This is a genomic window from Alkanindiges illinoisensis DSM 15370, from assembly GCF_000619845.1.
Lineage (GTDB): Bacteria > Pseudomonadota > Gammaproteobacteria > Pseudomonadales > Moraxellaceae > Alkanindiges > Alkanindiges illinoisensis.
On record NZ_JHUX01000003.1, the window covers coordinates 1312327 to 1324718 of the forward strand.

General features: G+C 48.1%; 11 protein-coding genes. 6 read left to right on the top strand and 5 right to left on the bottom strand.

Annotation, left to right across the window (positions count from 1 at the left end; translation table 11 throughout):
- Window positions 1–60: 60 nt before the first annotated feature.
- Together Q337_RS0106615 and Q337_RS0106620 are read left to right on the top strand one after the other, a co-directional pair.
- Window positions 61–837 carry a DODA-type extradiol aromatic ring-opening family dioxygenase gene (locus tag Q337_RS0106615; protein WP_026470931.1) on the top strand — a complete coding sequence of 259 codons (777 nt, stop codon included), beginning with the start codon at window positions 61–63 and terminating at the stop codon, window positions 835–837.
- Between the two features lie 87 nt (window positions 838–924).
- Window positions 925–1722, top strand: a complete 798-nt coding sequence (locus Q337_RS0106620) for an META and DUF4377 domain-containing protein (protein ID WP_026470932.1) — start codon at window positions 925–927, stop codon at window positions 1720–1722.
- A gap of 114 nt (window positions 1723–1836) precedes the next feature.
- On the opposite strand, the gene gdhA is transcribed toward Q337_RS0106620, so the two are convergent.
- On the bottom strand, window positions 1837–3234 hold the full coding sequence (gene gdhA / locus Q337_RS0106625; RefSeq protein ID WP_156935717.1) for an NADP-specific glutamate dehydrogenase: 1398 nt from the start codon (window positions 3232–3234) through the stop codon (window positions 1837–1839).
- A gap of 131 nt (window positions 3235–3365) precedes the next feature.
- On the opposite strand from gdhA, the gene Q337_RS0106630 reads away from it, so the two are divergent.
- Window positions 3366–4157, top strand: coding sequence for an RnfABCDGE type electron transport complex subunit B (locus Q337_RS0106630; protein WP_026470934.1), 792 nt, complete (start codon window positions 3366–3368; stop codon window positions 4155–4157).
- A 2-nt stretch (window positions 4158–4159) separates the two neighbouring features.
- Entirely contained in the window at window positions 4160–4843 is a 684-nt protein-coding gene (gene nth / locus Q337_RS0106635; RefSeq protein ID WP_026470935.1) for an endonuclease III, read from the top strand.
- 120 nt (window positions 4844–4963) lie between these two features.
- Here the strand turns inward: nth and adk are convergent, their stop codons facing one another.
- The 4 genes from adk to Q337_RS17005 form a co-directional block, all read right to left on the bottom strand.
- On the bottom strand, window positions 4964–5614 hold the full coding sequence (gene adk / locus Q337_RS0106640; protein WP_026470936.1) for an adenylate kinase: 651 nt from the start codon (window positions 5612–5614) through the stop codon (window positions 4964–4966).
- A gap of 286 nt (window positions 5615–5900) precedes the next feature.
- Window positions 5901–7217, bottom strand: coding sequence for a membrane protein (locus tag Q337_RS0106645; RefSeq protein WP_026470937.1), 1317 nt, complete (start codon window positions 7215–7217; stop codon window positions 5901–5903).
- Window positions 7218–7299: 82 nt separating this feature from the next.
- Window positions 7300–7827 (bottom strand): hypothetical protein, encoded by a 528-nt coding sequence (locus tag Q337_RS0106650; RefSeq protein WP_026470938.1) that lies wholly within the window; start codon window positions 7825–7827, stop codon window positions 7300–7302.
- Between the two features lie 125 nt (window positions 7828–7952).
- Window positions 7953–9485, bottom strand: coding sequence for a sodium:solute symporter family protein (locus Q337_RS17005; RefSeq protein WP_228133090.1), 1533 nt, complete (start codon window positions 9483–9485; stop codon window positions 7953–7955).
- A gap of 290 nt (window positions 9486–9775) precedes the next feature.
- Here Q337_RS17005 and mrdA point away from each other — a divergent pair, with 290 nt between their 5' ends.
- Both mrdA and rsmD read left to right on the top strand, forming a co-directional pair.
- Window positions 9776–11755, top strand: coding sequence for a penicillin-binding protein 2 (gene mrdA / locus Q337_RS0106660; RefSeq protein WP_026470939.1), 1980 nt, complete (start codon window positions 9776–9778; stop codon window positions 11753–11755).
- Between the two features lie 17 nt (window positions 11756–11772).
- A complete protein-coding gene (gene rsmD / locus Q337_RS0106665) occupies window positions 11773–12339 on the top strand; it encodes a 16S rRNA (guanine(966)-N(2))-methyltransferase RsmD (RefSeq protein WP_026470940.1) in 567 nt (188 codons plus the stop codon).
- Window positions 12340–12392 lie beyond the last annotated feature (53 nt).

The window sequence follows — 12392 nt, forward strand, 5'->3', positions numbered from 1 at the left end:
TACCCTACTTCTTGCTCACCCCGCTTTATTAATTTTTATCTAGAGATTTTTGAGTACATTATGAGTATATCCACCTTGCCCGGCCTGTTTATTTCCCATGGCTCGCCCATGCTGGCGATTGAGCCTGAGCAAGTGGGGCCAGCCCTGCATCGCCTATCCATTAACCTGCCCAGGCCACGCGCCATTGTGGTGATGTCAGCACATTGGGAAAGTCAGGCGCTGGAAGTCAGCACTAGCAGCCGTCCGGAAACCTGGCATGACTTTGGCGGTTTTCCACGTGAGCTATATCAGCTTCGTTACCCAGCGCCGGGTGATGCAATACTGGCCGAACGCATGATTCAAATGCTGACGCATAACGGTATGCCAGCACATGCCAATAGTATACGGCCCCGTGATCACGGTGTCTGGATGCCCTTGCTGCACATGTACCCGGAAGCTGATATTCCAGTGATCCAGATATCGCTACCTGTTCATTTCAGTGCAGCACAGATTTATCAGGTGGGCCAGATTTTAGCACCTTTACGCCATGAACAGATTTTGCTCATTGGTTCTGGCAGTATTACCCATAATCTGGCTGAATTAAGCTGGACCGAAGAACAGGCCAGCACACCGGAATGGGCTTCGGGCTTTCGCAACTGGGTGGTGCATCAACTGAATAATGATGATTTTGCAGCGGTACTAGACTGGCAGCAGGCACCGCATGTACGGCGCAATCATCCAACCCTTGAGCATTTGTCACCGCTATTTTTTGCAATGGGTACTGGCTCGCGCTTTAGTCTGGTTCATTCCAGTTTTAGTCTGGGTGCACTGGGCATGGATTTATACCGGTTTGATTAAAAAATAGCAGCGCGTTAACCAAAGCCATGCAATACATTTGTGTGGCTTTTTTATAATGAGCTATTAAGAAACTGGTGAAACCCAACGATGAAAAATTCTTTACTGCTGGCAATGAGCCTGTCACTGATGGCCTGTACCCAATCTGGCTTGCATCCTAATCAAACCAGTATATCAGACACTGCAACCACATCATCTTTAAGCAATTCCACGTTAAGCAGCTATAGCTGGCAGCTGGTGCAGGCAACCAATAAGCAAGGCCAAGCCATCAATAACCTGTTTGTACGTCCGGACCAGCCTGTTGGCCTTCAATTTAAGGACAACAACATTGGTATTTTAAACACCTGTAACCACATGGGCGGTACATACAAGCTCAAGGGTAACGTGTTAAGCGTTGGTAATCTGGCTTCGACCATGATGGCTTGCGATGCTCCAATCAACCAGCTGGACAGCCTGATGAGCAAGGTTATCGAAGGCAACTCCACGCTAAAGATTACCACGGTCAATGCTCAGCCTCGGTTAACGCTAGTGAGTACATCTGGTGATACACTGGTATTTAAAGGCATTGCCACGCCAGAAACCAAATATGGGGCGCAGGCTGAAACCATTTTTCTGGAAATTTCACCCAAAACTCAAAACTGTGATGCAGGTGTGCGCCAGATGCAGTGCTTGCAGGTGCGCGAGGTTAAATACAATGATCAGGGCTTAAAAAGCTACGCGTCTACAAGCTGGGAAAACTTTTATGATTCCATTGAAGGCTATACGCACAATACCAATGAGCGTGTGATTATCCGGGCGAAAAAATATCCCGTTAAAAACCCACCGGCAGATGCATCCAGCGCTGCCTATGTACTAGATATGATTGTTGAGCGTGAACAGGTGAAATAAATCCTTAATTGATCTAATCCTGTAAAACAAGAAATGGCGTATTCTTAATTTTCTGAATACGCCATTTTTTATGATAAGTTTTGAATTGGTTTATTGTCTAAAAACAACTTAAAGCTACCAGACACCTTGCGCCAGCATGGCATCAGCCACTTTAACGAACCCGGCAATATTTGCACCGTTCACATAATTCACAGTGCCATCCTCAGCCTTGCCGTAAAACACGCAGCTTTGATGAATCTGCTGCATGATGTGATGCAAACGGCTGTCTACATCAGCATGCGGCCAGCTTAAACGCATGGCATTTTGCGTCATTTCCAGCCCTGAGGTGGTTACCCCGCCTGCATTACTGGCCTTGCCCGGCGCATACAGAATTTTGGCATTTAAAAAACAGTTCACTGCATCCAGAGTACAGGGCATATTTGCCCCTTCTGCCACACACATCACGCCATTTTTAACCAGTATTTCGGCATCCTGCTGATTAAGCTCGTTCTGTGTGGCACATGGCAAGGCAATATCCACTGGAATATGCCAGGGCCGCTGATCCGGGTAATAGGTCAGCTTCTGCTCGGTGGCAAACTCTGATAGACGCTTGCGCTGGATAGTTTTATGCAGCTTGATTTGTTCCAGCAGTTCAAGATCAAGCCCTTGCTCAATATGCAGGGTGCCGTTTGAATCTGATAAGGTGACCACTTTGGCACCCAGCTCAATGGCTTTTTCTGCCGCATGCAAGGCCACATTGCCAGACCCGGAAATGGCAATTTTTTTGTTGTCCAGCGTTTCACCCCGGGTGTGCAGCATTTGCTCGGTAAAATACACACAGCCATAACCTGTGGCTTCAGGCCGCATCAGGCTGCCGCCATAAGACAAGCCCTTGCCGGTAAAAACACAGGCCGTATCATTGCTGATCTTTTTCATCATGCCTGTCATATAACCTATCTCACGCGCACCTACACCAATATCACCGGCCGGGATATCAGTATTGGGGCCAAGATGACGATACAGTTCCAGCATCAGTGCCTGACAAAACCGCATAACTTCACTGTTACTTTTACCTTTGGGATCAAAATCAGAACCGCCCTTGCCACCACCCATGGGTAAAGTGGTCAGGGCATTTTTAAAGGTTTGCTCAAAACCCAGAAATTTCAGGATGGATACATTGACCGAAGGGTGAAAGCGCATGCCACCCTTATATGGCCCAATAGCTGAATTAAACTGCACCCGCCATGCCCGGTTAACCTGCACTTCATTGCGGTCATCCACCCAGGCCACCCGAAACTGGATAATACGCTCCGGCTCAACCAGACGTTCCAGCAAGCCCTGCTCGGCATAAAAAGAATTTTTTTCAATAAAGGGCCACAAACTGGTAATTACTTCTTCCACCGCCTGCATGAACTCCGGTTCACTCTGATTGCGACGGCTTACTGTATTTAAAAAATCATTGACTGAACTATATTTCAAAATTAACTCTCTCTTATCCATAAAAATAAACAGGATGAGGCAAAACAGGGTCATTGCAGAATTCAGTTTCTGGCAGGGATTATCTGTTGCAATTGCAGCGTTTTTGACAAGTTTTATTTGACCTTGTGTCAGGATTCTCGCATTATTTGCCACTTTATTTGTTTTAGTTTAGTGCCCTATTGTTCATGTCAACTGCCGAACTGATTCGCTTACTTGACGCGACCCTGCCGCAAACCCAGTGCGGTCTTTGCGGACATCCCGCAGGCTGCCTGCCGTATGCCACTGCCATGGCTGAAGGTGCCAGTGCAGATGGCTGTGTGCCCGGTGGCCAGCCTGTTGCAAACCGATTGGCAGAGATCCTGGGACGAGCACCATTGCCTGCCAAACCCAGCCAGTGGCCCATCGTGGCAGACGGCCGTCCGCAGCGCATCAAAGCAGTCATTCGTGAGGATGAATGCATTGGCTGCACCAAGTGCATTAGTGCCTGCCCTGTCGATGCCATTATGGGCAGTGGCAAGCTCATGCACAGTATTCTGACTGACCTGTGTACTGGCTGTGAATTATGTATTCCGCCTTGTCCAGTCGATTGCATTGATCTGGTTGCAGACCCGGCCCCGCCACCGAGTGATATGGAACGAGTTGCTGAACAAGATGACCTGCGCCAGCGCTATCAGGCGCATGTACTGCGTGAACAGCAACGGATACTCACTAGAAAAGCCCGAAAGCCCGTGGTTTCAGCAGCAATCAGCACTGAGCAGGCAGCAGCCATTACTGGTGTAGACTTGCATCAGCTCGTGGCTCCAGTGGTAGATGCCAAACCTGCGGCGGCTGTTTCGGCGGCGCAAACCATCAAACTGGCATCATTACGTAGCCAGATTAAAAAACTGGAACGCCAGCTTAACGTTAAACCTGATGATCTGGCCAAGCAGCAACAGTTAGAATTATTAAAAACAGCGCTGCAACGCAGCATGGATTAGCCATGAAGCCAGAACACGTCGAAGAATTTTTCAAACGCTTGCAAGCCCAACGGCCCAATCCCACCACCGAACTGGTCTATCACTCACCGTTTGAGTTACTCATTGCAGTAATTTTGTCGGCACAAATGACTGATGTGGGCGTCAATAAAGCCACAGCCAAACTGTTTGCAGTGGCTAACACGCCTGAAAGTATTCTGGCGCTGGGGGTAGAAGGGCTTAAGGAATACATCAGCAACGTTAATTTTTATACGGCCAAAGCCAACAATATTATTAGGACCTGCCAGATGCTGATTGACCTGCACGGTAGTCAGGTGCCAGATGACCGTAAAGCGCTGGAAGCACTAGCCGGTGTCGGGCGCAAAACAGCCAATGTGGTATTAAATACGGCATTCGGCCATCCCACCATGGCAGTGGATACTCATATCTTCCGGGTGAGCAATCGCACCGGCCTAGCCCCAGCCAAAACCGTGGAAGGGGTCGAAAAAAGGTTACTTGAAGTAGTGCCTGAACCGTACCTGACTAACGCCCATCACTGGATATTATTGCATGGCCGTTATACCTGTAAGGCACGGGTTCCGCTGTGCGCACAATGTATTGTGGCGGATTTATGCCAATGGCCGGACAAATATGAGTTCGGTGCTGCTGAAGGTATTGCGCATCTAAAAAGCCTAAATTTAAAAACCTAGCTTTAAAAACCTGGGCGCATAAATCTGGCAATAAAAAGCCTGCTCAATCTAAACGCTAAACGCGATTTGAAAAGCCATAAAAAAACGGGGTCTTTGCCCCGTTTTTTAATTGAAGCCCTGTTAACCTAAAATGGTAAACAGTTTTTCCTTAACGCTGTCAATGGTATCTAGGCCATTGAGCTTGTTATAAGTTGGGGCATTTTCACCAGCCTGCGCGCGCGACTGATAAAAACCAACCAGTTGTTCAGTTTCACTATGATAGGCCGCCAGACGCTTGCGAATGGTTTCTTCCTGATCATCAGGACGCTGAACCAGTGGTTCGCCAGTGACATCATCCACGCCTTCAGCTTTTGGCGGATTATAAACCAGATGATACACGCGGCCAGACGCCGGATGCTGGCGACGGCCAGACAGGCGGGTCACAATTTCTTCATCCGGTACATCAATTTCAATCACATGATCAATTGCCACACCGGCTGCTTCCAGCGCTTCAGCCTGTGGAATGGTGCGTGGAAAGCCATCAAAAATACAGCCATTGACTGCATCTGGTTGGTTTAAACGATCTTTCACCAAACCAATAATCAGGTCGTCTGATACCAGACCACCTGCATCCATCACGCTTTTGGCCTTTTGACCAAGTTCTGTTCCTTCACGGATTGCAGCACGTAGCATGTCGCCCGTAGAAATTTGTGGAATGTTATAGCGCTGGCAGATTAACTGAGCCTGTGTTCCTTTTCCTGCTCCTGGTGGCCCTAGCAAAATAATGCGCATAAAACATCTTCCTCAATAACAATAAAAAAATTACAAATTAAAACTTAAAAGATTGGCGTAACAATACATTCACAGCTGGCTGGACTCAAGTTTTTTTCAACGTTATCCGGTTACTTTCAGTAAGCATTTCTATCAGCGCTGGCAGCAATATAGCCTGCATTGATCGATTACTTCCTACTGAACTATCCCTATCATTCCCAACTGGGCCGCCAAATACCATAAGACCTAAGTGGTAACTGCCCTCACCACATTTGGGTTAAGGCAGCCTTCTTGCAAAACTGGGCTATTAACGGATAAAGGCCACAAATAAATGGATGGTCCCAGCAATAAATCCGGTTACACCACCCAGCACAATCAAAATCCACTCATCTTCCTGAAAGGCAGGCCGCAGCAGGTTCTGGAATTCTTTGGGTGACAAAGCAAGAATGCGCTCACGGAACATATGGTAGATCTTTTGCGCACGGCTCTGGTTCAACACAGGATCAGAAATAGGCACCATCGTAATCTGGATTGAGCGATCAATCAGGTCAGTTTTTAATCGTGCATATTCTTTCATGCCAATACTGACCTGCAAGCTGGTGCGTACAACTGGCGTTTCCATGATTTTATTGATATGCCGTTTAAGAATGCGTCGGGTTTTTTCCTTGCGTGAGCCATACATCATTTCAGTCATGATACTTTTGAGAGTAATTAGCTCTTCTGTTACCACTGAGGCAAACACATCGGACACTTCATGCTGGCGCTTCATAAAAGCACCTTGCCAGTTATAGGTGGCGATATGCGGCAACACCGGCGTAATAAATGGAATTCTGGTGTTGGTACGTCTAAATAACTTGAGATAGCGAAACGGATGTGGCTCCACCGGATTGAACACCATCCAGATTGCAATCCAGTTGGTCAAAAAGCCCCAGACTGCGGCCCAGAATGGCACTGTCCAGTGCCACGGCACAAAAAACCAGACCAGCATCTGGAAAAAGCCAAAGAACATACCAATCAGCGCACTGATATGCCAGATAAAATTAATTTCCTTCTGACCGACTTTAAGGAACATGCGTACCATTAAACGGCGATCACCTTCCATCTGGCGCACCACCATTTCGCGCATGTCGACCAGATTTTCCACATTGAAGGTCAATTCATTAACCAGATCACGTAGCACAGTAGGAATCTGTTTTTGCGCCTGGCTGTAGATACGACGCTTGATGGAAAAAGGCAGGTTTTCCCACAATACCGGGTTACGCTCCAGCATCACCTCATCAATCAGGTGCTCAAGGTCATAGCCGACCTGATCACCAATGATCTTGGCCATTTCGTCAGGCTCCATGGCCTGAAGAAACTCCTGCAGTGACCCCAGCTTGGACAGAGTGTTGTCGGTAATAATGCCAGAAATACGGCCTGCCTTGCGCGGTACGATTCCCTGCCAGCCCACAGGCAACGAACCAATATGAAAGCCCCAGAAATTAATGGGGTAAAATACCATTTTTAGCGCCATCCAGACGTGCGCCCAAGTCACAAAGGCCGTTACTGGCACAATACTTAAAATTGCCCAAAAATCGGGGCGATTTGCAAAGACCTGCCAATAATGACTAATAAACTCCAGCATGCAACACTCTCAAATGACGCCTAAACACTGTAAATTGGATAAATACCCTATCTACTTTTAATGTTGATGGTTTAGCAACCTATCAATAAATGCCAAAACTAAAACTATAGCCAAACATAATCATCGGGGTAGCATCTTCCTTGCTGCCATCACGTCCTTTCTTGCGCTCACCCACGCCAATTCCGATACTGGCCGCACTAACACGTGATCTGTTCATCCAGACATAGGACAGCTCGCCACCAGCACCGAGGCGATTGTACTTTTTGCTATCCTGAGTTTTGGTTTCAATGTGGCCCACAAAGCCACCAAAGTAATAACCGTTTTTATCGGTTCCTGTCAGGAAATACGGATAGCGAAAGCCAATCTGACCGGCAGGTTCATTCGGGCCATCAATAAAACCGCCCGCCTTGACATAAATATTGCCATAGCCTGTTGGCATTTCGGCATTCAGGTGATACAGCTCATTGGTAATCCCCACACCCGCGTATACTTTTTTTAGCCCTGTGGTGTCTGTTGCAGGCTTTGGAAACCAGTCCTTGACTGCTGCCTGTGCCGACACACTTGTCATTAACCCCACTGTCAACAGCGCTGTAATCCACTGTTTATTCATTACTAACCACTCCTGCTGGTTTTTTGGTCTACAACACCCTCTATGGCGTCGTTTGGTTAAGCCAAGGCAGACTTTATCAGAAAAAATCTGCCTGACCACTATTATTCGCCATTAAACACAAGTTTTTATTGTGCATTAAGCATGGTTTCATCTGCGATTTTTTCATCATCAGGCTGTGGCATGCCCTTGCGATTGGGCCAGATCAGGCTGCCCAGCAGCATGCCAATGACTGAAGCAATAAAGCCAGCCAGTTGCGGTGGACATACAGCTGCCAAATGTTGCAAGCCAATCATCGACCAGCCAGTACCATTACTCCAGCTATAATCCAGTGCTTCAAATATAAGCCAGACCCCCACACCAAACGCAATGGACACCCGGGCACCATTCTGACTGGCCCGCTTCCAGTACAACCCAAAAGCCAGCGGGGCAAAAGCGCCAACCAGCACCACTTTATAGGCATTTTCTACCATTTCAAAAATGGATTTATCGGTTGCCAGTGCATAGGTGGTCACACAAATCGCAAATACCAGTACGGTGGCACGAATAAACCAGACGCGCTGGCGGCTATCCAGACGGTAATAAACTTTTGATAGCAGGTTTTCACTGATGACCCCTGATGGTGCCAGCAATGTTGCAGATGCCGTACTCATAATGGCTGATAACAGCGCGCCAAAGAAAATAACCTGCACAAAAACCGGTGTGTTTTGCATAATCAGGTTGGGTAGCACCATTTGTGAATCGCCACCTTCACCCAATGCGGCATTCACCATATCCGGACTAACAATAAATGCAGTATAGGCCAGATAAATGGGCATCATGGCAAACAGGAAATAGCAGATTCCGCCAATGACTGCACCATTACGGGCGTTGTTGGCCGTATTGGCCGCCAGTACGCGCTGGTAAATATCCTGTTGTGGAATTGAACCAAAACCCAGAGTAATCAGTGCGCCAAAAAAGCCCAGCCAACCGGCCAGATTATGTTCAGGGAGCATATTCAGCTTACCTGCTTCACGCGCGTGGCTGATTACTGTGCTTGCACCGCCATCTACCATCCCGGTGATCAACCAGGTGATGTATGCCAGACCAGCAACCAGCAAAATATTATGAATAAAGTCGGTTAAGGCCACCGACCACATGCCACCCAAAATAGTATAGGTAACCACGATGGTAACGCCAATAAGCACCCCGCCCGTCACACTGATCAGGTCATGCGTAATGATATTGAACACCAGCCCCATTGCTGACAGCTGTGCAGCAACCCAGCCCAGATACGATAGGGCAATAACCACTGAAGTAATGACTTCAATATCACGGCCATAGCGCTTGCGGTAAAAATCCCCAATGGTCAGCAGTTTGAGGCGGTATAAGGGCACGGCAAAAAACAAACCGACCAGAATCAGGCACAAGGCAGCGCCAAACGGGTCAGCAACAATACCGCCCAGTCCTTCCTGAATAAATGTCGATGACGTCCCTAGAATGGTTTCTGAGCCAAACCATGTGGCAAATGTTGTGGTAACCACCATAAATAATGGCAGACGGTGACCGGCCACCAGATAATCAGAACTGTTCTTGACCCGGCGCGCAGCATACAAGCCCACACCAATGTTAAGGGCTAAATAAGCCACCAATGCAATTGCCAACAAATATTGATTTGCCACAGCTCACCCTTCTTATGTTTAGGGTTAAACTTTATTCCGCAGCACTGGTGCTGGCGGTGCCAACTGTACGTCCCCAAGTTCTGGGTAGACGGCGCGAAAGTTTAGACAAAAGTAGAACATCTGTCGCGTTTTTTTTAACGAAACCGACAAGAAAACCTAAATGCTAAAATTCCAATGGTAAAAACCAGAAATCCGCTCTCCTGCCATCTTTTACATCTCAATGTGGCAGAAGATTGGCATCCATCGGCAAATATAGCTAAAATTGTGCCAATCTTATTGCTGCTGCCTGTATGAAGAGCCCGCTTCCCCTTAAAAACCCCCATCAGGACCAGCAAATCTTTCGTCATCGCGTCTGGTTTGCCGTGGCTTTTGTAGTCTTTTGCTTTCTATGTTTGCTGGCTCGCTATACCTATCTGCAGATTTTTCAGTACGGACAGTACAATAGCGCAGCTGACAAGAACCGTATCCGCCTACAGGCTATTCCCCCAGCACGCGGCTATATTTATGACCGCAATGGGGTCTTGCTGGCCGACAACTATCCGGTATTTACCGCCGTCATTAACCGGGCAGACATTGAAAATCTCGAAGATACCCTGAAACGGCTGGTGCCAGTGCTGGACCTGACGCTGGATGACCTGAACAAATTCAGGCATCGGGCCAAGTCTACGCGCAAAACCGAACCGCTGGCCATTAAACTCAACTTGAATGAGCAGCAAATTGCCCGGTTTAGTGAGCTGAAATACACTTTTCCCGGGGTAAATATTGAAACCAAGATGACCCGGTTTTATCCGCATGCCGAGCTATTTGCGCATGTGATTGGCTATGTGGGGCGTATCAATGAAAAAGAACTGGGCGAACTCGACAAGAATGCCTATGCCGGCACCGACCTGATTGGCAAGATTGGTGTTGAAAAATTCTATGAAGACCTGTTGCATGGCAAGCCCGGCTATCAGTATGTTGAAGCCGATGCGCATGGACAAGTCTTGCGTCATTTGGGACAGACGCCTGCAATCCGGGGCAATGACCTGTACCTGTCACTGGATTACGGCCTGCAAAGTATTGCCAATGCCCAGTTGTCTGGGCGACGTGGTGCCATCGTGGCCATGAATCCGCACACAGGTGAGATCCTAGCATTTGTGAGTAACCCCAGTTTTAACCCGAACCTGTTTGTTACCGGGATCGGTCATACTGATTATAATAATTTGCGGGATAATCCGGATCAGCCGCTCTATAACCGCGCACTGCAAGGGGCTTATCCTCCTGGCTCGACCATCAAGCCCATGGAAGGACTGGGCGGTATTCATTACAATCTGGTCAACTGGGGCACACAGATTTACGATCCGGGTTATTTTCACCTGCCGGGCGATGCGCATCGTTTCCGTGACTGGAAAAAATCCGGCCACGGTACGGTTGACCTGAACAAAGCTATTACCTGGTCATGCGATACGTTTTTTTATGTGCTGGCTTATCGCATGGGCATCGACAATATGCATGACTGGATGACCCAGTTTGGCTTTGGTGCAAAAACTGGCATTGACCTGCCCAATGAAAGTTCAGGCCTATATCCCTCACCCAAATGGAAAATGCAAAAGCGTAAAAGCAAATGGCTACCCGGTGAAACCATTTCAGTCAGTATTGGTCAGGGTGCCTTTACTGCCACACCCATTCAGTTGGCAATGGCAACCGCCATCACGGCTAACCACGGGCATCATGTAACGCCGCATGTGCTGCGTGAAAGCAAAGGCCCCAAGCCCTACCATGTATTAAACGCACCAGACGGCAAGGTTCAGTTTAATGGCACTGAACAGGACTGGAATAACATGCGTGATGCCATGGTGAATGTAATTCGCTCCGGTACAGGCGGCCGCCTGAAAATTGGCCTAAAAGGTTATGAAATTGCCGGTAAAACCGGAACAGCGCAGGTTAAGAGTATTGCACAGGGCAAGCGTTATAACGAAGCGGCGCTAGATGAACGTCATTACGACCACGGCCTTTTTGTAGGATTTGCCCCAGCCGATAGTCCAAAAATTGCCGTGGCAGTGATTCTGGAAAATGGTAAACATGGTGCTGCGGCTGCTGCCCTGGCCCGCCCCATGTTTGATTATGTGGTGCACCAGATGGAAAAAAACCCAATTAAACCAGCACAAAGCAGCATTACCGGCGGCCTGATGACCGCTGGCATGAAGCCGCAGGAAATTTCCGAACAAGCTAGCCAGATCAATCGCCCAGCGGCAAGCCCAACGCCTTCACTAGCAAGTGGCGAAGAGTAAGCAATGAGGACTACAGCATGAATCAGGTTCGCATTATTGGCGGTGAATGGAAGCGTCGGCTAATCCGTTTTGAAGCGGTCAATGGCTTGCGTCCTACGCCAGACCGGGTACGCGAAACCCTGTTTAACTGGCTCATGTGGGATGTTGCAGGGTCACGTGTGCTGGATACTTGTGCGGGTTCAGGCGCTTTGGGGATTGAAGCCCTATCCCGCGGTGCGCGTCATTGTGTATTTATTGAAGCAGACCGCAAGCAAGCTGAACAAATCAAAGCCAACCTTTTGCAATTACACTGCACCACGGGTCAGGTTATTTATGCCAAGGCGGAGCAAGCATTAACGCAATTACCGGAATCAGTGCGTTCAGTAGGTTTTGATCTGGTCTTTCTTGATCCACCTTATAGCCTGAATTTATGGACTTCCCTGGCAAGCCTGATTGACCCATTGCTCAATCCAGCTGCCAAAATCTATATTGAAGCTGACCGTCCTTTGCAGCAACTCGCCTTACCAACCCATTGGCACTTACTCAAGGAAACCCGTGCTGGCCAAGTGCATGCCGGGCTTTATGAAAATCAGAAGCTAAACTGAAATCCCACCATAAATTTATAAAAATTAAAAAGCAGCTATTAAGCTGCTTTCTA

What these genes read in the sequence shown, in the direction of transcription:
- Q337_RS0106615 (WP_026470931.1), top strand. Translation starts at nt 61, where the DNA reads ATGAGTATATCCACCTTGCCCGGCCTGTTTATTTCCCATGGCTCGCCC.
- Q337_RS0106620 (WP_026470932.1), top strand. Translation starts at nt 925, where the DNA reads ATGAAAAATTCTTTACTGCTGGCAATGAGCCTGTCACTGATGGCCTGT.
- gdhA (WP_156935717.1), bottom strand. Translation starts at nt 3,234, where the DNA reads ATGACCCTGTTTTGCCTCATCCTGTTTATTTTTATGGATAAGAGAGAG.
- Q337_RS0106630 (WP_026470934.1), top strand. Translation starts at nt 3,366, where the DNA reads ATGTCAACTGCCGAACTGATTCGCTTACTTGACGCGACCCTGCCGCAA.
- nth (WP_026470935.1), top strand. Translation starts at nt 4,160, where the DNA reads ATGAAGCCAGAACACGTCGAAGAATTTTTCAAACGCTTGCAAGCCCAA.
- adk (WP_026470936.1), bottom strand. Translation starts at nt 5,614, where the DNA reads ATGCGCATTATTTTGCTAGGGCCACCAGGAGCAGGAAAAGGAACACAG.
- Q337_RS0106645 (WP_026470937.1), bottom strand. Translation starts at nt 7,217, where the DNA reads ATGCTGGAGTTTATTAGTCATTATTGGCAGGTCTTTGCAAATCGCCCC.
- Q337_RS0106650 (WP_026470938.1), bottom strand. Translation starts at nt 7,827, where the DNA reads ATGAATAAACAGTGGATTACAGCGCTGTTGACAGTGGGGTTAATGACA.
- mrdA (WP_026470939.1), top strand. Translation starts at nt 9,776, where the DNA reads ATGAAGAGCCCGCTTCCCCTTAAAAACCCCCATCAGGACCAGCAAATC.
- rsmD (WP_026470940.1), top strand. Translation starts at nt 11,773, where the DNA reads ATGAATCAGGTTCGCATTATTGGCGGTGAATGGAAGCGTCGGCTAATC.